Source organism: Thioclava sp. UBA3469 (assembly GCF_002378135.1).
GTDB classification, from domain to species: Bacteria; Pseudomonadota; Alphaproteobacteria; order Rhodobacterales; family Rhodobacteraceae; genus Thioclava; species Thioclava sediminum.
This window is the reverse complement of sequence record NZ_DFRG01000099.1, coordinates 1151-18795: the sequence shown is the minus strand read 5'-3', so window position 1 is coordinate 18795 and position 17645 is coordinate 1151. Positions and strand designations below refer to the sequence as shown.

Sequence of the window (17645 nt, the reverse complement as noted above, 5' to 3'; positions counted from 1 at the left end):
ATCATGATGACGTTATGGCTCCCCTCGATGATCGCCATGTGGAACTGCGCATCGAGCTGCGCCTCCTGCGTGGGATTGCGCTTGGAATGGGCCGCTTCCATCTGCGAGAACAGCGTCTGGATCACCGCGAGATCGGTGTCCGAGCCGCATTGCGCCGCGCGCTCGGCGGCGAGCCCCTCCATGTCGCGACGGAACGAGATGTAGTCGAACAGCGCCTGATCGTTGCGCGCAAACAGCCGGATCAGGGCGGGCGAGAAGGCGGAATCGAGCACTTCAGCGACATAGATCCCGGCCCCGGCGCGGGTGGTCAGGAGACCCGACTCCTGCAGCTCCGCGACCGCTTCGCGCAGGCTCGGACGCGAGACGCCAAGGCGTTCGGACAGCTCTCGCTCGGAGGGGAGGCGCTCACCGGGGCGCAGAATGCCCTGCAGGATGAGCTGCTCGATCTGGCGCACGACAGCATTCGCGAGCTTCTCGGATTCGATCTTCTGAAATGGCATGCACCCCTCCATGTGGTAAAGATGTATGACCAGATCGGGTCGTCGGCAATGAAAAAAGGCCGGGTTTCCCCGGCCCTTTTCCCACTCTGACGAGCGATTTAGTTGTTCGGACGAATGATGAATTCGACCCGGCGGTTGGCCTGACGACCCTCGGGGGTCAGGTTGCTCGCGATAGGTTGATCCTCGCCGCGACCCGTCGGGATCACGCGGTAGCTCGGAACGCCGCCATTGATCAGGACATTGGCCACCGACTGCGCGCGCTGACGCGACAGGCGCATGTTGTAGGCCGCATCGCCGGTGTTGTCGGTATGGCCGACGACTTCGACGGTGGTGTCCGGATAGCGGTTGAGGCTGCCTGCGAGCGTGTAAAGGTCGCGCTGCAGATCGGGGCGCACGGCCGCGCTGTCGGTCGCGAAGAGCACGTCTTGCGGCATCGTCACGATCAGCTGGTTGCCCTGACGCACGACGCTGACGCCGTTGGTGGTCAGGTCGCGACGCAGTTCCTGCGCCTGACGGTCGAGCTGCGAACCGATCGCGCCGCCGATCACGCCGCCGACGATCGCGCCGGCTGCGGCTTTGGTCAGCTTTTCGTCGCCTTTGCTCTTGGCGCCGAGGGCGCCGCCGATCAGCGCACCGGTGATCGCACCGGCATTGCGGTTTGCGTTCGGGCTTTGGTCGGGGTTGTTCGCCCCGGTGTAGCCGCCCGGCACACAAGCGGTAAGCGCCATCGCAGCGGCGGCGCTCAGAAGAATGGTTTTGGTCTTGAGAACGGTGGTCATGTTCTGTCTCTGCCTTCTCTGGTCGCCCCATGTCTCGAGGCTTGCCGGAAGATACGCGTAAAATTCGCGCAGGTTCCATGCCCTTTTCGTGAAGCGCGGAAATCCGCGCATCATCTGGCGGTAGAAGCGGCGGAGGGACGCTCAATCGGCCTCTGCGCGGGCGCCTTCCCAGCCCAGAATCGCGCGTTTGACGCCCAGACCCCAGTGATAGCCGCCCAATCCGCCCGATTTGCGCAGGGCGCGGTGGCAGGGAATCAGGAAGGAGATCGGGTTGCGGCCCACGGCGGTACCCACGGCGCGCACGGCCTTGGGGTTGCCGATCGCCTCGGCGATGTCGGAATAGGTCGTGACTTGGCCCGAAGGGATCGAGAGCAGCGCCTCCCAGACCTTGATCTGGAAGGGCGCGCCGATCAGCGTCAGCTTCGCCTCGCCGTGGCGGCTGAATGCGGCATCGACCCAAGGACGCAGCGGCTCGGGGTCTTCGGTGAAGCGGGCGTCGGGCCAGCGGCGGGCGAGGTCGTCAAAGGTCTCGCGTTCGCCCATCTCGGCGGTGAAACCCATGCCGCAGAGCCCCTGATCCGTGCCCATCGCGATCACCGGACCGAAGGGGCTGTCGAACCGCCCCCAGCGGATCGCGACACCTTCGCCGCCGCGGGCAAACGCGCCGGGCGTCATCGCCTCCCAGCGCAGCACCAGATCGTGCAGCCGCCCCGTGCCCGACAGTCCCGCGCGGTCGGCGACCTCGTCGAGCGGCAGGCGCTGGCTCAGCAATTCACGCACGAAGTCGAGCGTCAGATATTGCTGGTAGCGTTTCGGAGAGACCCCGACCCAGGCCGAAAACAGCCGCTGGAAATGCGCGGGGCTCATCGACAGCCGCGCCGAGATCGCCTCGAGCGTCAGCAATTCACCCGCCGCTTGTGCTGCGTCGATCTCGGCCAGCGCGCGGGCGATGACCTGATAGTGGTAGCTCTCGGCAATGTCGCTGTGGTCGTTCATCACGCACCTCTTGGTTCTGGTCGATCCTAGGGCGCGGGCGGCAGGCGCGCGACCCGAAAGCTGCGGTTTCGCGGGTGGCCTTGCCCTTCGCGCGCGTGGCGGGCATTAGGAAAGCATGGCCAAGCAATTCGATTATGCCACGATGAAAGAGGTCTTCGCGCGGTTCGAAGCCTCGGAACCCCATCCCAAGGGGGAGCTCGAACACGTCAACGCCTATACGCTGGTGGTGGCCGTGGCGCTGTCTGCGCAGGCGACCGATGCGGGGGTCAACAAGGCGACGCGGAAACTTTTCGCCGTGGCCGACACGCCCGAGAAAATGCTGGAGCTGGGCCTCGAGGGCGTGACCGAGCATATCAAGACGATCGGTCTGTTCCGGCAGAAGGCGAAGAACGTCATCAAGCTGAGCCAGATCCTCGTCGATCAGTATAACGGTGAGGTGCCGTCCTCGCGTGCCGCGCTGCAATCGCTGCCGGGCGTGGGGCGCAAGACCGCGAATGTCGTGCTGAACATGTGGTTCGGCCATCCCGCGCAGGCGGTCGACACGCATATCTTCCGCGTCGGAAACCGCAGCGGCATCTGCCCGGGCAAGGATGTGGACGCGGTCGAGCGCGCCATCGAAGACAACGTGCCCGTCGAATACCAGCGCCACGCCCATCACTGGCTGATCCTGCACGGTCGCTATATCTGCGTGGCGCGCAAACCCAAATGTCAGGCCTGTCCGATCAAGGATCTGTGCCAGTTTGAGGAGAAAAACCTTTGAAACAGTATCAGGTCGTCGGCATCGGCAATGCCGTCGTGGACGTGATCGCGCAATGCGACGACAGCTTTCTCGAGCATATGGGCATCGAGAAAGGCATCATGCAGCTGATTGAACGTGAACGCGGCGAGACGCTTTACGGCGCCATGAAAGAGCGCACGCAGGCGCCGGGCGGTTCGGTCGGCAACACGATCGCGGGGCTGGGCAATCTGGGTCTGACGACCGCCTTTATCGGGCGGGTGCGCGACGACACGCTGGGGCGCTTCTACGAGGCGGCGCTGCATGGCGAGGGCACCGATTTCCCGAACCCGCCGGTGAAGGATGGGGAACTGCCGACCTCGCGCTCGATGATCTTCGTGACGCCGGATGGCGAGCGGTCGATGAACACCTATCTGGGGATCTCGGCGGAGGTCTCGACCGAGGATGTGAGCCTCGAGGTCGTGGAGAACACGCAGATCCTGTTCCTCGAAGGCTATCTCTTCGACAAGGATCACGGGAAGGCCGCGTTCCTGAAGGCCGCGCAGGGCTGTCACCGGGGCGGCGGCAAGGCGGGGATCGCGCTGTCGGACCCGTTCTGCGTCGATCGTCACCGCGCCGATTTCCGCCGTCTGGTGCGCGACCAGATGGATTACGTGATCGGCAACCAACACGAATGGGAATCGCTTTATCAGACCGATCTGGATGCGGCGCTGAAACTGGCTGCCGAGGAATGCGAGCTGGTGGTCTGCACCCGCTCGGGCGACGACGTGATCCTGATCCGTGGCGAGGAACGCGCAACGGTTCCGGTCAAGCGCGTGGTGCCGGTCGATGCGACGGGCGCGGGCGATCAGTTCGCGGCGGGCTTCCTCTACGGCTACGCGACGGGGCAGAGCCTCGAGACCGCGGGCAAGATGGGCTGTGCTGCGGCGGCCGAGGTGATCGGCCATTACGGCGCACGGCCTGAGATCGATGTGAAGGCGCTGTTTGCAGAGCGCGGGCTCATCTGAGCCTGTCTGGCGCGCCCGTAATAGGGGCGCGCCGCCAGCCTTAACGCATCAGCAGCATCGGCCCGAGCGGGCGACCTGCGAGGATATGCAGGTGGTAATGCGGCACTTCCTGCACGCCGTTCTCGCCCGCATTGGTGATGCCGCGATAGCCTTCGCCGCCTTCGCCCGGGCTCGCGCCGGTCATCTTGCAGACCTCGGCCACGGTGCGGTGGAAATCGACGATTTCGGCATCGCTGGCTTCAGCGCAGAAATGATCGAGCGCGACATAGGCGCCTTTCGGAATCACCAGCACATGCTCGGGCGCTTTCGGGGCGATGTCGCGGAAGGCCAACGTATGCTCGGTCTCCAGAACGGTGTCGTTCGGGATCTCGCCGCGCAGGATCTTGGCGAAGATGTTCTGATCGTCATAGGTATAGGCCATGGCCTCTCTCCTCAGTCGCGGAAGATGTAGTCGAGTTCGGCCAATTCCTGCGCCATATCGGAGGGGATGTCGAGCGCATGGGCCAGCGCGCGGGCGTTGTCCTCGATCTCGCCACCCTCGCGCATGAGCGCGTAATTCTCGAACTCGGCATCGCGGAGCCGCTCGGACTCGTGGTGCAGGTCGGCGCGGATCGTCGGCAGCATCTGATCCACCACCTGCGGCGGCGTGTGCTGCCCGGCGAGGCCGACGCGCTGCGCGTGACCCTTGAGATAGTCGTCGGAGAACTGACACTCGATCTCGAGGATGCGGGTCTGGCATTTGTCGCGGGTGAAATCCTCGATCACGTTAAGCTCGGCGGGATCGACGCAGATCACCATGCGGTCGGCGTTCTCGTGGTCGAAGACCATCCGCATCAGCGCGCGGCGGTGACGGTTGCGCTTTTCCGGGCTGGTCTCGATCCCGCCGAGATCGGGCAGGGGGCCCATCTCGTTGAAGACGTAATCGAGCGCCGGGATTGAGGAGCGTTTGCGGAACTCGGCCACCAGACGTTTCGCGACATGCCATTTCTTGCACAGGATCAGGGTCAGCGTGCGCTCGCGGCCCAAGGTCGCCTCCGCCTCCCAGAAGCGCGGTGCGAAGCGACGGCCAATGCGCCCCCGCCCGGTGAGGAAGCGATGCAGCGCGCGGCCCTCGTTCGAGACGGCGAACTCCACGCCCTCGCGCGTCCACAGCTCGCCCAGACGCTGCTTCAGGTCGCGCGCCTCGGGGCTGATCTTGCGCGCGAAGAGGTAATCCTGCGCCAGCAGAAGATCGTAATGATCGTTGTAGAAATTCGCGGGCATCCCGTAATCGGTGAACATCAGGAAGGTCAGCGTCCGGGTGCGGATCTCGGTCTCGGGGATCAGGTGATGGACGATGGTCTGGAAGAAGGTCTCGTCCGGGATCCATGTCGTGCGGAAGAACCGCATCACATCGGGCCGCGCCTTGATGAAATCGAGTACCTGCTCCATCGTGCGCCGCCGCAGGCACCACCATTGCGAGCCGATCATCATCTGCAGATCGCCGGGCACCTCGCGCGACAGCTTCAGCTGCTTTTGCAGGTTATAGGCGAGGTAGAACCGCTTGGGCTGATTGCGCTCGTTGAACCAGTGGCGATAGACCAGCCGGTCTTCCTTCATCCCCGTCTTGATCCAGCCCGACGAAAAGAAGTCGAAGCTTTCGATATAATCGACCTCTTCCGCATCGAGGAAGTTATGCGCGTATTCGGCCGATTTGATCTGCATGCAATCGCCCGAGAGCATGTAGAAATGCGTGGCACGCGGGAAATCTGCGACCGCGGCTTTTACTGCTTCCAGAGTCGCGGCGACGAGGCTCCATTCGCCCCAGCCACATTTGACGCGCTTTTTCGCGAAGGTGACATTGGGGTTAGCATCGAGCGCGCTGCGCAGCTTGCGGTAATGTTCGGGCTTGGCGCGCGCGTCGAAATGGATCGCCACATAATCGCCGGTCTGCGTCAGCCGTTCCGCCTGCGCGATGATCCCATCGGGATCCTTATGGGTCAGAAGAATAAAGGCGATTCGGGCCATACGGGAAACGATGCGATGTCACTTGCTGGTATTATCCGACTTGTTAGCCGGAATGAGCGTTGAAAAGACAGGACTTCTTTGCTCTTTACTCGATATTTATTATGTCTGCGTTACCCGGTCACGGGTATGCGACCTTCTGGAGGGCTTTGAATGGGATTTCCCGGAACCTGGATGACCGAGAGCGAAAGCATGGTGTATCGCGTCGTGCCGAAATGCGCCTGCTCCTCCATCGGGCAGATCATGTTCTATTCCGATCACGGGAAATTCTTCGACGGCGACATCCACGACTCCAAGGCCGGGCTACATAAGTGGTCGCAGGACGAAAGCCAGCAGCCGATCACCGAAAACGTGGTGGCGCATAAAAGCTATGCCTTCACCTGCGTGCGCAATCCTTATCAGCGCATCCTGTCGTCCTTCTTCGACAAGATCGCGGGCATCCAGCGCAACGGCAAACGCTATCGCGGCAAGCTGGTGCCGCAGCTGATCCAGAAATACGGGATCGAAGTCGGCTCTCCGGAGGACAATTTCGATTTCGACCAGATCGCCTCGTTCCGCCGCTTCCTGCTGTTCGCGCGCGACACGATCCGTTGGCGCCGCCCGATGGAGCCGGACATTCACTGGTCGGCGATGTCGGGCCATATCTCGACCTTCATCGTCAACGGCGGGCGCTACGACAACATCTTCTTCACCGAGAAATTCAACGAAGGCATGCAGTCGGTGCTCGACGCGGTCGAGACGCCGGTGAAGGTCGATCTGGCCAAGGTGCCGCGGTTCAACGAGTCCGAAGGGCACGGGCCGAAGCGCGCGCATAAGGTCAGCGATTATTTCGACGACCTGTCGCGCCACCTGATCTGGGAAATCTACAAGAAGGATTTCCAGCTGTTCCAATACGATTTCGACGATCCGGACAACAAGATGCCGGTGGGCGAGGTCGATCTGGACGAGGTGCACGCCAAGCTCGGTGACTGATCACCAGCGTTTCAGCGCGTCCTCGTCTTCATCCTTCGCGGCGACCCAGGAGGTGCCCTCGGGCCCGTGTTCCTTCTTCCAGAAGGGCGCGCGGGATTTGAGGTAATCCATCAGGAACTCGGCGGCTTCAAACGCCGCGACGCGGTGGCGCGCGGCGGTGGCGACCATCATGATCTGCTCGCCCACGCCCAGCCGTCCGTGGCGGTGGATGACGGTCACGTCCGACAGGTTCCAGCGCTCGACCGCCTGATCGACGATACCCGCGATCGCGCGTTCGGTCATGCCGGGATAATGCTCCAGCTCCAGCGCCTCCATCGCGCCGGTGTCGTCGCGCACGATGCCGGTGAAGCTGACGACGGCCCCGACATCCGCGCGGCCCGTGCCGAAATCGGCAAGCTCTGCGCCCAGATCGAAGGGCTCGGCCTGAACGGAGACTTTCATCTCAGCCCCCCGTCATCGGCGGGAAGAAGGCCACCTCGCGCACGCCTTCGAGCGGCGCGTCGAACTCTGCCAGATCCTGATCGAGCGCGACGCGCAGCGCGGAAATATCGGCAAAAGCCGCCTCGTAGCGCGGCTCGCGCGCCTTCAGTTCTTCGACGAGGTCGGCCACAGTCTTGGCCTCAGTCTCGACCTTTTCGCGCGGCAGGCCGATCCGCTCGCGGACCCAGGCGAAATAGAGCACGTCAATCATGGCTCGGCTCCTTCAGATAGGGCAGGGCCTTGCGGAAATAATCCCAGCCGGTGATCGCGGTCAGCACGGCGGCGATCCAGATCAGCGCGAGGCCGACATGGGTCGCGAAATCGGCGGGTGTGGCGCCCAAGCGGATATCGCCCTCGCCTGCGCGCGGGGCCTGACCCTGCTCGAGATAAGCGAGCCCGGTGCCGAGGAACAGCACGGCGATCGCCACCATCTGCGCGGTGGTCTTCCATTTGGCGAGCTTCGTGACCCGCAGCCGCCCGGCATCGGCGCCGAGGAATTCGCGCAGCCCCGAGACGAAGACCTCGCGGAACAGGATCACGGTGGCGGGCAGGATCAGCCACGGGTTCATGCCCGAATAGCCGGTCAGCACTACCAGCGCGATCACCACCATCGCCTTGTCGGCGATCGGGTCGAGCATCGCGCCGAAGCGGCTCTCCTGTTTCCACGCCCGGGCTAGGTAGCCATCGAACCAGTCGGTGACGGCCGCGCTGATGAACAGCGCAAGCGCCAGCCAGTCGGCCCAGGGGCGAGAAAAATAAAGGAACAAGACCGCCACACCGGGGGCAGCCAAGAGCCTGAGCACAGTCAGGATATTGGGAAGGGTCCATTTCATGGGAGGCAACCTAGCTGCGTGGTTCGCAAAGCGGAAGAGGGCGCGTTAACAGGTCGCGGGATCGCGATACGCATGCACCGTCCCATTGCGGTCGGTAACGCGCCAGTCTCCGGGGCTGTCGCCCGGTGTGAAGTGGTCCGAGGTGATCGGCACCTTGCCGTGCCCGCCGGGGATGTCGAGCACATAGGTCGGCAGCATCGTCCCCGAGCAGCGACGGCGCAGCTCGGCCGTCAGCGCGCGACCCTCAGCGATCGTGGTGCGGAAATGCGATGTGCCGCGCGCGAGATCGCAATGGTGCAGGTAGTAAGGTTTGACGCGCAGCTTGGTGAGGGCGCGGAACAGCGCCTCCAGCGCGTCGGCGCTCGCGTTGACGCCGCGCAGCAACACGGTTTGCGACAGCATCGGGATGCCGTGATCCACCAGCCGCGCGATGGCGGCGCGGGCGGCGGGCGTGAGTTCCTGCGCGTGGTTGGTGTGCAGCACGATCCACGCGGTCGGTGCGGCGCGGAGGATGGTGCAAAGCTGCTCGGTGATCCGCTCGGGGGCGACGACCGGCACGCGGGTATGCAGCCGGATCTGGTCGAGATGCGCGATTGCGGAGAGGCGGTCGAGCACCGCGCCGAGCCTGCGCGTCGACAACGTGAGCGGATCGCCCCCGGTCAGGATCACCTCGCGAATGGCCGGGGTCGCCGCGATATAATCGAGCGCCTGCGTCAATTGGTCTTCCGGCAGCGGCCCGGTTTCGCCCACCGTCTCGCGGCGGAAACAAAAGCGGCAATAGACGTCACAGGTCTTGGTGATGTGCAGGATCACCCGGTCGGGATAGCGATGCGTCAGCCCGGGTACGGGGGAATGGGCGTCGTCGCCGATCGGGTCTTCCAGTTCTTCGGGACGGGTGACCAGCTCGTCCGCGGAGGGCACGAATTGCGCGGCCACCGGATCGCTCGGATCGGCAATTGCCCCACGCATCTCGGGCGTCACGCGGATGCGGAATTCTTCGGCCACGCGCTCCAGATCGGCGCGCGTCTCCGAGGCGGTCAGCCCGTCGCGTTCGAGATCTGCCACGCGGGTCAGCGCGCGGGGGTGGCGGCTGTGATCGGTCATCTCAGCCCTTCTCGTTGAAGAAATTGTGGATTGTCTCGGCCATCGCCTCGGAGATGCCGTCGACCTCCATAAGATCGATTGGTGCCGCGCGGCTGACCGCCTTGGCGGAGCCGAAATGCGCGAGCAGCGCGCGCTTGCGGGCCGCCCCGATGCCCGGGACCTCGTCCAGCGGGTTCGCCATCTGCGCCTTGGCGCGTTTCGCGCGGTGGGTGCCGATGGCCCAGCGGTGCGCCTCGTCGCGCAGGCGCTGGATGTAATAAAGAACCGGCGATTGCCGGGGCAGGGCGATGGGGCGCTGACCCGTGCGGTGGAATTCTTCCTTGCCGTGGTCGCGGTCCACGCCTTTCGCGACACCGACCATTGCGACGTCGCTCACGCCCATCTCGTCCATGATCTCACGCACCGCCGAAACCTGCCCGGCGCCACCGTCGATCAGCAGAAGATCGGGCCACGCCTCGGATTTGCGCTCCGGGTCTTCTTTCAGCAACCGGGTGAAGCGGCGCGTCAGCACCTCTTTCATCATCCCGAAATCGTCGCCCGGCGTCAGGTCGGCATTCTTGATGTTGAACTTGCGATACTGGCTTTTGATGAAACCCTCGGGCCCGGCGACGATCATCCCGCCCACGGCATGTGCGCCCTGAATATGCGAGTTGTCGTAGACCTCGATGCGCTGCGGCGGCTTCTCCAGCCCGAAGGCCTCAGCGACGCCCGCCAGCAGCTTCGCCTGTGCGGCGCTTTCCGACATTTTCCGGCCAAGGCTCTCACGGGCATTGCGCGCGGCATTTTCAACCAGCTCGGCCTTTTCGCCCCGCTGCGGGACCGTGATCTCGACGCGGCGTTCGGCGCGTTCCGAGAGAAATTCGCTCACCAGCTCCTCATCCTCGACGGGGTGCGACAGCAGGATCAGCTTCGGCGGCGGGCGGTTCGTGTAGAACTGCGCGATGAAGGCCTGCAGGATTTCAGGCGCCTCGGCGCCGGAGCCGGTCTTGGGATAGAAGTCGTGATTGCCCCAGCTCTGGTTCGCGCGGATGAAGAAGACCTGCACGCAGGCCTGCCCGCCCTCCTGATGGAGCGCGATGACATCGGCCTCGGCGGTGCTGCGCGGGTTGATCCCCTGGCTCTGCTGCACGTTGGTCAGCGCCTTGATCCGGTCGCGGAGCGCAGCGGCGCGCTCGAATTCCATATCGTCGGAGGCCTGCTGCATCTGCTCCGCCAGCTCGCGCTGGATCGTGGTGGACTTGCCTTGCAGGAACCGCTTCGCATCGTCGACGAGCGCTGCGTATTCCTCCTCGGAGATCTTGCCGACGCAGGGCCCCGAGCAACGCTTGATCTGATATTGCAGGCAGGGGCGCGTGCGGGTCTCGAACATCGAGTCCGAGCAGTTGCGCAGCAAGAAGACCCGCTCCAGCTGGTTCAGCGTGCGGTTCACTGCGCTCGCGCTCGCAAAGGGGCCGAAGTAATGGCCCTTCTCTTTGCGCGCGCCGCGGTGCTTCTTGATCATCGGATAGGGGTGGTCCGTCGCGATCAGGATGTTGGGAAAGCTTTTGTCGTCGCGTGCGAGCACGTTGTAGCGCGGTTTGAGCTGCTTGATCAGGTTCTGTTCGAGCAGCAGCGCCTCGGTCTCGGTCCGCGTCGTGAGGAACATCATCGAGGCGGTCTCATGGATCATCCGGGCGATCCGCGCCGAGTGTCCCGAGGGGCGTGCATAGTTCGAAACGCGCGCCTTCAGGTTGCGCGCCTTGCCAACATAGAGCACCTCGCCCTTCGCGTTCAGCATCCGATAGACGCCCGGTGAGCCGTCGAGACGCTTGAGATAATCCGCGATCAGCGCATGGCCCGTCATCCCGTGTTGCGGGCGCGTGGCCGCCGGGGGATCGAGGGCGTCGTTGCTGTTTACGTCGTCATTCATGAGCAGGCTTCGATTCTCCCCTGTGGCTGCAACCTCGCGAAGACGTTTTCAAGGAAAAACATGTCCACGAAATTTGGGGATAACTCTGTTAGCAAACATGTGGGACCGTGGGTTCCGACCTTAATATAAGGGTTGATAGAGTGTTTGCTCATTTTTTGAGCAAGTTACGAGTACGTTGATTTCATTGAGAAATTTTTCGCACACTCGCCAAGCTATTGAAAGGATTACTACTTTTGTGACGGTACTGTTACAAGCCGCCGCGCAGTGCACAACTTTGGCCTGCGATTCGTTTTCAGGCTCATTCCGGACCTAATACATCGGGTGTCCGCCAGCCCAAATGTTGGCCTCCATCGACGCAGAGCAACTGCCCTGTGACGGCGGGTGCGTCCATGAAATATCCCAGCGCCGCGACGATATCTGCGGGGTCTGCGCCGCGTTCGAGGATCGTCGCCGCGCGCTGTCGGTTGAAGTGCTCTTCAGACTGGCGGGCGCCTTGCAGGGTCGGGCCGGGGCCGATCGCGTTCACACGTATAGCGGGAGCCAGCGCCTGCGCACTCGTCTGCGTGAGTGTCCACAGCCCCATCTTCGCGAGCGTGTAAGTCATGAACTCCGGCGTCAGCTTGCGCATCCGCTGGTCGACCATGTTGATCACCAGCGCGCGGGCCTTGGGCTCCGCGCCCGAGCGGTCGGCTTCCGGGGCCTGCGCCGCGAAATGCTGGATCAGCACGAAGGGCGCGCGCAGGTTCGACCCGATATGCCGGTCCCAGCTTTCGCGCGTGGCTGAGCGGATCGTGTCGTATTCGAAAATCGAGGCGTTGTTGATCAGCAGATCGAGCGGCCCGTCGAGCAGTTGCGCCGCGCGCGGCACCAGTTCCGCCGTCGTGGCCTCGTCAAGAAGGTCGACCTGCACGATCTCGGCGCGCACGCCTTTCGCACGGGCCTCCGCCGCTGTCGCCTCCGCGTCCTCTGCGGAGCCGTGATAATGGATTGCGACGTCCACGCCGCGCTCGGCCAGATAAAGCGCCATCGCGCGCCCCAGCCGTTTCGCGCCGCCTGTCACCAATGCTCGTTTCATGCGCTGCCTCCAATGAAGAGGGCCACCATATAGGCCAGGTACGCGGCGGTGAAAGCGATGCCGATGCCTCGGGTGATCACGCGGTTGCCGAAGATGAAGGGGGCCAGCGCGATCGAGGCCGCCGCCATCACCCAAAGGTCGACATGCAGCATCTGGCTCGGCACCGGAATGTCGCCGAACAGGCCCGCGACGCCGATGATGCAAAGCAGGTTGAAGATGTTCGAGCCCACGACATTGCCGAGCGCGAGGTCCGAACGGCCCTTCATCGCCGCGGTGATTGACGTGGCCAGCTCCGGCAGCGAGGTGCCGAGCGCGACCAGCGTCAGACCGATCACCGCATCCGAGACACCCATCGCGCTCGCGATCTCGGATGCCCCGCTGACCAGCCAGCTCGCCCCCAGGGGCAGCCCTACGAGGCCTGCGAGAACATAGAGCCCGATGCGCCAGAGCGGCATATTCGGATCGACGCTTTCGACCTCTTCATCGGCTTCGGTCTCCGCCTCGTTCCCGTTGCCGCGATTGGCACGATGGGCGCGCGCCTCGCGGATTTGCCGGAACAGGATGATGCCGAGCGCGAAGAGCAGGAGCAGCGCCTGCGCCCAGCCGATCGGGCCCATGAAGCAGACGAGGATGAAGAGGACCGTCGCCCCCATCATCAACACGAAGCTCTCGCGCGTGTCGTGCAGATCGGTGCGGATCGCGGAGATCATCGCGGGCAAGCCCAGCACCAGAAGGATATTGGCGATGTTCGAGCCCACGACATTGCCGAGCGCCATGCTGGGCGCCTTGTCGAGCACGGCGGCGACTGAGACCATCAGCTCGGGTGCGGAGGTGCCGAAGGCCACCACGGTGAGCCCGACGATCAGTGCAGGAATGCCAAGGCGCAGCGACATCGCCACTGCGCCTTTCACCAGCAGGTCACCCGCCACGACCAGCAGCACCAGCCCGGCAATGATCTCGCCGAAATCCCAGATCATTTACGGCGCTCCGTCGTCTTCGCACTCTTGCTATTGGAGGTCGTCTTGCAGGGGCAGGGGCCCCGGCCGATTTTCGGACGTCCGCAGTCGGGGCAACGGGCCGATAGCCTGCCGGGTCCGCGCGGGCCCTTGAGTTTCGGCATCCGCAGTTTGCCGAACATGGCGAGCACCGCCATGACGACGAGGAAGAGGGTCATGCCCTTGATGAGCATCGGGTTACAGCCCGTAGCGCGCCCAGAGCGCGCGTTCCTCGGCGGTATCGATCAGGGCGCCTGCCGTGGCCGCCGCCATCTCGCCCCCGATCTGCGCGCCGAAGCGCCGGAAGATCGAGCGTTTGGGCGCGTAAGGCACGATGCGGGTCTTCTCGCCGTAGATCTCTTTCAGCTTCGGCACCGCGTGGCCCAGCCCGTCGATCAGGCCGGTGTTTTCGGCCAGCGCCTGCCGCCCGGTCCAGATGTCGCCGGTGAAGAGGTCGCGATCCTCGGGCAGCTTCGCGCCGCGCCGGGACTGCACATGCTCCTTGAACGAGACATGCATGTCGTCGAGCAGCTTGTTGAGCCGCGCGACGTCTTCGTCCTTCTCGGGGCGGAACGGGTCCATGAAACTTTTCGAGCCGCCTGCGGTATGAACGCGGCGCTGGATGCCGTGGCGGTTGATGAATTCGTCGAGGCCGAACCCTGCCGAGATCACCCCGATCGAGCCCACGACCGAGGTCGGATCTGCCCAGATCTGGTCAGCGGCGCAGGCCAGCCAATAGCCGCCCGAGGCTGCGACGTCTTCGACGAAGGCATGGACGGGAATGCCTTTTTCATCCGCAAGCCTGCGGATGCGTCCCGCGATCAGCGCCGATTGCACGGGCGATCCGCCGGGCGAATTGATCTGCAAAGCGACCGCAGCCGGTTTGCCGCGCGCGAAGGCCCGCTCGATGATCGGGGCCATGGCGGCATCCGAAAGGCCGGGCGCGCCAGGGCGCGACATGCCGATGGCACCGTGCAAACGGATAACCGCGACGAAGGGCGATTTCTTGACGAAGGGGAGGCGTTGGATCAGGCTCATGTGAGGGATGTAGAGGCTCACCCCTGCCCGCGCAAGCACGGCGATGACGGTTCCTGTCCGCGCCTGTTCGCGATTGAACCAGTCGTGACTTGCTGGCCGGGGCATGCTCGCCCCATCATCGGGGCCGGGAGGATGGATATGACCGAAGACGACAGGCTCGCCGTGATTCTGGCGGATCATGTGGGGCGCGAAGGTGCGCTGCTGCCCATTCTTCACGATGTGCAGGCCGCTTACGACTGCGTGCCCGCCGATTGCTACCAGCCGATCGCCGATGCTTTGCGGCTGAGCCGGGCCGAGGTCGCGGGCGTCGTCTCCTTCTATCACGACTTCCGCGATGCGCCCGCGGGCAAGCATGTGATCAAGCTGTGCCGAGCCGAGGCCTGCCAGTCGATGGGCGGGACCGAGATGATCGCGCGGCTGGAGCATGCTCTGGGCATGAAAGTCGGGGAAACGAAGGGCGATGTGACCCTTGAGGCGGTCTATTGCCTCGGGCTGTGTGCCTGCGCGCCTGCGGCGATGGTGGGCAATCAGCTGGTCGGTCGTGCAAGTGCCGAACGGATCGAGGCTCTGGTCGCGGAGGTCTCGGCATGAAGATCTGGGTTCCCTGCGATGCCGCTTCTGTCGCCTGTGGGGCCGATGAGGTCGCTGCCGCGATCGCGTCGGCGGCCGGGCTGCGCGGCGAGACGGTCGAGATCATCCGCAACGGCACGCGCGGGATGATCTGGCTTGAGCCTCTGGTCGAGATCGAGCGCGACGGTGTGCGCCACGGCTTCGGCCCGATGGTGCCCGAGGACGTGCCCGCGCTGTTCGAGGACGGCGATCACCCGAAGGCGCTCGGCCCGGTCGAGGAGATCCCCTTCTTCGCGCAACAGACCCGTCTGACCTTCGCGCGCTGCGGGCGCACCGATCCGCTCTCGCTTGCCGATTACGAGGCGGACGAGGGCTGGCAGGGTCTCAAGCGTGCGCTGGAACTGGGCGGCGCGCAGACCATCGAAGAGGTCACCACCTCCGGCCTGCGCGGACGCGGCGGTGCGGGCTTCCCGACGGGTATCAAGTGGAAGACCGTCGCCGGGGCCGAGGCGCCGCAGAAATACATCGTCTGCAACGCGGATGAGGGCGATAGCGGCTCTTTCGCGGACCGGATGCTGATGGAGGGCGATCCCTACTGTCTGATCGAGGGCATGGCGATTGCCGGGCTCGCAGTCGGCGCGACCAAGGGCTTCATCTACGTGCGCTCGGAATATCCCCACGCGATCCGCACGCTGAACGCGGCGATTGCCGCTGCGAAGGGCGCGGGCATCATCGGCGACAGCCTGATGGGGCAGGGACCGGCCTTCGATCTCGAAGTCCGCGTCGGCGCGGGCGCCTATATCTGCGGCGAGGAAACGTCGCTTCTCAATTCGCTCGAAGGCAAGCGCGGCATGGTCCGCGCCAAGCCGCCGTTGCCCGCGCTCGAAGGGGCGTTCGGCAAGCCTACGGTCGTGAACAACGTGCTTTCGCTGGCCGCCGTGCCGTGGATCTTGGTCCATGGTGGCGCAGCCTATGCCGAGTTCGGGCTGGGCCGCTCGCGCGGGACGATCCCGATCCAGATCGCGGGCAATGTAAAACATGGCGGGCTGTTCGAGACCGGCTTCGGGATGTCGCTTGGCACGCTGGTCAACGAGATCGGCGGCGGCACGGCTTCGGGCCGTCCGTTCAAGGCGGTACAGGTCGGCGGACCGCTGGGCGCTTATCACGGGCCGGACGATTTCGATCTGCCGGTCTGCTACGAGGCCTTTGCCGATCAGGGCGGGCTGGTGGGCCATGCCGGCTTCGTGGTGCATGACGACAGCGCGGACATGCTCGCGCTCGCCCGCTACGCGATGGAGTTCTGCGCCATCGAGAGCTGCGGGAAATGCACGCCCTGCCGGATCGGCGCGGTGCGCGGCATCGAGACGCTCGACCGCGTGGCGGCGGGCGACCCGGCGGCGATCGAGCTGCTGCACGAGCTATGCGAAGTGATGGAGAAGGGCTCGCTCTGCGCGATGGGGGGCTTCACGCCCTACCCGGTGCGCTCGGCGATCCGACTTTTCCCGCAAGAATTCTCGCTCTCACAGGAGGCTGCGGAATGAAGGATTTCATCATCCCTGACGGAGTGCACGGGCCGAAACTCTCCGATATGGGCACGCCTGAAAAATCGGGCCCGCCTGTGACTCTGGTGATCGACGGCATGGATGTGAGCGTGCCCGAGGGCACCTCCGTGATGCGCGCCGCCGCCGAGGCCGGGATCACCGTGCCGAAGCTGTGTGCGACCGATATGTTGGATGCTTACGGCTCGTGCCGCCTGTGTGTGGTCGAGATCGAAGGGATGCGCGGCACGCCTGCGTCCTGCACGACCCCCGTGCGCGAAGGCATGGTCGTGAAGACCCAGACCGATCAGCTGACGCGGCTGCGGCGCGGGGTGATGGAGCTCTATATCTCCGATCACCCGTTGGACTGTCTGACCTGCGCGGCCAATGGCGATTGCGAATTGCAGGACATGGCGGGGGCCGTTGGCCTGCGCGACGTGCGCTATGCGCCGGGCGAGAACCATGTCGAGTCGCGTGCGGCGGAGGGGGCCAATCCGCTCTATATCCCGCGCGACGATTCCAATCCGTATTTCTTCTATGATCCCTCGAAATGCATCGTCTGCATGCGCTGCGTGCGCGCCTGCGAAGAGGTGCAGGGCACCTTCGCGCTGACCGTGGACGGGCGCGGCTTCGACGCCCGCATCTCGACCGGGACGGAGGATTTCCTGAACTCGGATTGCGTCAGCTGCGGCGCCTGTGTGCAGGCCTGCCCGACCGCGACCCTGCAGGAGAAGACCGTCGACGAGATCGGCGTGCCGGAGCGGTCGGTGGTCACGACCTGCGCCTATTGCGGCGTGGGCTGCTCTTTCGAGGCGCAGATGCGCGGCGATCAACTGGTGCGCATGGTGCCGTGGAAAGAGGGCAAGGCGAACCGCGGCCATAGCTGCGTGAAGGGCCGCTTCGCCTGGGGCTATGCAAACCACGGCGACCGCATCCTCAACCCGATGATCCGCGACAGCATCACCGATGCGTGGCGCGAAGTGTCGTGGGAAGAGGCGCTGGAGTTTGCCGCGAACGGCATCAAGCGCGCACAGGCCAAACACGGCAAGGATTCCGTCGGCGTCATCACCTCCTCGCGCTGCACGAACGAGGAAACCTTCCTCGTGCAG

At 64.4% G+C, this 17645-nt stretch carries 19 protein-coding genes; 6 read left to right on the top strand and 13 right to left on the bottom strand.

Annotated elements, in window-relative coordinates:
• From B3D39_RS08410 to B3D39_RS08400, 3 genes are all read right to left on the bottom strand, one after another.
• The coding region (locus B3D39_RS08410) for a FadR/GntR family transcriptional regulator (RefSeq protein WP_286789599.1) at window positions 1–500 on the bottom strand (500 nt) is incomplete at its 3' end.
• Window positions 501–598: 98 nt separating this feature from the next.
• Window positions 599–1279, bottom strand: a complete 681-nt coding sequence (locus B3D39_RS08405) for an OmpA family protein (RefSeq protein ID WP_075773903.1) — start codon at window positions 1277–1279, stop codon at window positions 599–601.
• A 141-nt stretch (window positions 1280–1420) separates the two neighbouring features.
• Window positions 1421–2275: a bifunctional helix-turn-helix domain-containing protein/methylated-DNA--[protein]-cysteine S-methyltransferase gene (locus tag B3D39_RS08400; protein WP_274963620.1), complete on the bottom strand. Its 855-nt coding sequence runs from the start codon at window positions 2273–2275 to the stop codon at window positions 1421–1423.
• Between the two features lie 115 nt (window positions 2276–2390).
• On the opposite strand from B3D39_RS08400, the gene nth reads away from it, so the two are divergent.
• Window positions 2391–3035, top strand: a complete 645-nt coding sequence (gene nth, locus B3D39_RS08395) for an endonuclease III (protein WP_075773905.1) — start codon at window positions 2391–2393, stop codon at window positions 3033–3035.
• Complete coding sequence (locus tag B3D39_RS08390) at window positions 3032–4018, top strand: adenosine kinase (RefSeq protein ID WP_274963619.1); 987 nt, start codon at window positions 3032–3034, stop codon at window positions 4016–4018. The genes nth and B3D39_RS08390 overlap by 4 nt, the downstream gene beginning before the upstream one ends.
• 40 nt (window positions 4019–4058) lie before the next feature.
• On the opposite strand, the gene B3D39_RS08385 is transcribed toward B3D39_RS08390, so the two are convergent.
• On the bottom strand, window positions 4059–4439 hold the full coding sequence (locus B3D39_RS08385; RefSeq protein ID WP_075773907.1) for an HIT domain-containing protein: 381 nt from the start codon (window positions 4437–4439) through the stop codon (window positions 4059–4061).
• Window positions 4440–4450: 11 nt separating this feature from the next.
• Entirely contained in the window at window positions 4451–6025 is a 1575-nt protein-coding gene (locus B3D39_RS08380; protein ID WP_274963618.1) for a DUF5928 domain-containing protein, read from the bottom strand.
• A gap of 150 nt (window positions 6026–6175) precedes the next feature.
• Between B3D39_RS08380 and B3D39_RS08375 the strand changes: the two genes are divergently transcribed.
• Window positions 6176–6994 carry a sulfotransferase family protein gene (locus B3D39_RS08375; RefSeq protein ID WP_274963617.1) on the top strand — a complete coding sequence of 273 codons (819 nt, stop codon included), beginning with the start codon at window positions 6176–6178 and terminating at the stop codon, window positions 6992–6994.
• Here B3D39_RS08375 and B3D39_RS08370 read toward each other — a convergent pair whose 3' ends face one another.
• The 8 genes from B3D39_RS08370 to B3D39_RS08330 all read right to left on the bottom strand — a co-directional run bounded on the left by B3D39_RS08370 (window position 6995) and on the right by B3D39_RS08330 (window position 14428).
• Complete coding sequence (locus tag B3D39_RS08370; RefSeq protein ID WP_078604856.1) at window positions 6995–7435, bottom strand: molybdenum cofactor biosynthesis protein MoaE; 441 nt, start codon at window positions 7433–7435, stop codon at window positions 6995–6997. It lies immediately after the preceding gene.
• Window position 7436: 1 nt separating this feature from the next.
• Window positions 7437–7685, bottom strand: coding sequence for a molybdopterin converting factor subunit 1 (moaD, locus tag B3D39_RS08365; RefSeq protein WP_075773911.1), 249 nt, complete (start codon window positions 7683–7685; stop codon window positions 7437–7439).
• A complete protein-coding gene (gene pgsA / locus B3D39_RS08360; protein ID WP_078542255.1) occupies window positions 7678–8307 on the bottom strand; it encodes a CDP-diacylglycerol--glycerol-3-phosphate 3-phosphatidyltransferase in 630 nt (209 codons plus the stop codon). Before pgsA ends, moaD begins: the two co-directional genes overlap by 8 nt.
• Window positions 8308–8352: 45 nt before the next feature.
• Window positions 8353–9411 (bottom strand): lysine-2,3-aminomutase-like protein, encoded by a 1059-nt coding sequence (locus B3D39_RS08355; protein ID WP_286789598.1) that lies wholly within the window; start codon window positions 9409–9411, stop codon window positions 8353–8355.
• A gap of 1 nt (window position 9412) precedes the next feature.
• Window positions 9413–11254: an excinuclease ABC subunit UvrC gene (uvrC, locus tag B3D39_RS08350; RefSeq protein ID WP_274963647.1), complete on the bottom strand. Its 1842-nt coding sequence runs from the start codon at window positions 11252–11254 to the stop codon at window positions 9413–9415.
• 364 nt (window positions 11255–11618) lie between these two features.
• On the bottom strand, window positions 11619–12395 hold the full coding sequence (locus tag B3D39_RS08345) for an SDR family oxidoreductase (RefSeq protein WP_274963644.1): 777 nt from the start codon (window positions 12393–12395) through the stop codon (window positions 11619–11621).
• On the bottom strand, window positions 12392–13372 hold the full coding sequence (locus B3D39_RS08340; protein WP_274963643.1) for a calcium/sodium antiporter: 981 nt from the start codon (window positions 13370–13372) through the stop codon (window positions 12392–12394). The genes B3D39_RS08345 and B3D39_RS08340 overlap by 4 nt, the downstream gene beginning before the upstream one ends.
• A 216-nt stretch (window positions 13373–13588) precedes the next feature.
• The gene (locus B3D39_RS08330; protein WP_274963646.1) at window positions 13589–14428 is read right to left on the bottom strand and encodes a S49 family peptidase; all 840 of its coding nucleotides are present in this window, start codon (window positions 14426–14428) and stop codon (window positions 13589–13591) included.
• Between the two features lie 138 nt (window positions 14429–14566).
• Here B3D39_RS08330 and B3D39_RS08325 point away from each other — a divergent pair, with 138 nt between their 5' ends.
• The 3 genes from B3D39_RS08325 to B3D39_RS08315 form a co-directional block, all read left to right on the top strand.
• Window positions 14567–15019: an NAD(P)H-dependent oxidoreductase subunit E gene (locus tag B3D39_RS08325; RefSeq protein ID WP_274963642.1), complete on the top strand. Its 453-nt coding sequence runs from the start codon at window positions 14567–14569 to the stop codon at window positions 15017–15019.
• A complete protein-coding gene (locus B3D39_RS08320; protein WP_274963641.1) occupies window positions 15016–16539 on the top strand; it encodes a formate dehydrogenase beta subunit in 1524 nt (507 codons plus the stop codon). Before B3D39_RS08325 ends, B3D39_RS08320 begins: the two co-directional genes overlap by 4 nt.
• Window positions 16536–17645, top strand: a 1110-nt coding sequence (locus B3D39_RS08315) for a 2Fe-2S iron-sulfur cluster-binding protein (RefSeq protein ID WP_286789597.1), incomplete at its 3' end; no start/stop codon positions are given. The genes B3D39_RS08320 and B3D39_RS08315, both read left to right, overlap by 4 nt.

Coding starts and splice junctions, on each gene's coding strand:
- B3D39_RS08405 (WP_075773903.1), bottom strand. CDS start 1,279: ATGACCACCGTTCTCAAGACCAAAACCATTCTTCTGAGCGCCGCCGCT.
- B3D39_RS08400 (WP_274963620.1), bottom strand. CDS start 2,275: ATGAACGACCACAGCGACATTGCCGAGAGCTACCACTATCAGGTCATC.
- nth (WP_075773905.1), top strand. CDS start 2,391: ATGGCCAAGCAATTCGATTATGCCACGATGAAAGAGGTCTTCGCGCGG.
- B3D39_RS08385 (WP_075773907.1), bottom strand. CDS start 4,439: ATGGCCTATACCTATGACGATCAGAACATCTTCGCCAAGATCCTGCGC.
- B3D39_RS08380 (WP_274963618.1), bottom strand. CDS start 6,025: ATGGCCCGAATCGCCTTTATTCTTCTGACCCATAAGGATCCCGATGGG.
- B3D39_RS08375 (WP_274963617.1), top strand. CDS start 6,176: ATGGGATTTCCCGGAACCTGGATGACCGAGAGCGAAAGCATGGTGTAT.
- B3D39_RS08370 (WP_078604856.1), bottom strand. CDS start 7,435: ATGAAAGTCTCCGTTCAGGCCGAGCCCTTCGATCTGGGCGCAGAGCTT.
- moaD (WP_075773911.1), bottom strand. CDS start 7,685: ATGATTGACGTGCTCTATTTCGCCTGGGTCCGCGAGCGGATCGGCCTG.
- pgsA (WP_078542255.1), bottom strand. CDS start 8,307: ATGAAATGGACCCTTCCCAATATCCTGACTGTGCTCAGGCTCTTGGCT.
- B3D39_RS08355 (WP_286789598.1), bottom strand. CDS start 9,411: ATGACCGATCACAGCCGCCACCCCCGCGCGCTGACCCGCGTGGCAGAT.
- uvrC (WP_274963647.1), bottom strand. CDS start 11,254: ATGACGGGCCATGCGCTGATCGCGGATTATCTCAAGCGTCTCGACGGC.
- B3D39_RS08345 (WP_274963644.1), bottom strand. CDS start 12,395: ATGAAACGAGCATTGGTGACAGGCGGCGCGAAACGGCTGGGGCGCGCG.
- B3D39_RS08340 (WP_274963643.1), bottom strand. CDS start 13,372: ATGATCTGGGATTTCGGCGAGATCATTGCCGGGCTGGTGCTGCTGGTC.
- B3D39_RS08330 (WP_274963646.1), bottom strand. CDS start 14,428: ATGAGCCTGATCCAACGCCTCCCCTTCGTCAAGAAATCGCCCTTCGTC.
- B3D39_RS08325 (WP_274963642.1), top strand. CDS start 14,567: ATGACCGAAGACGACAGGCTCGCCGTGATTCTGGCGGATCATGTGGGG.
- B3D39_RS08320 (WP_274963641.1), top strand. CDS start 15,016: ATGAAGATCTGGGTTCCCTGCGATGCCGCTTCTGTCGCCTGTGGGGCC.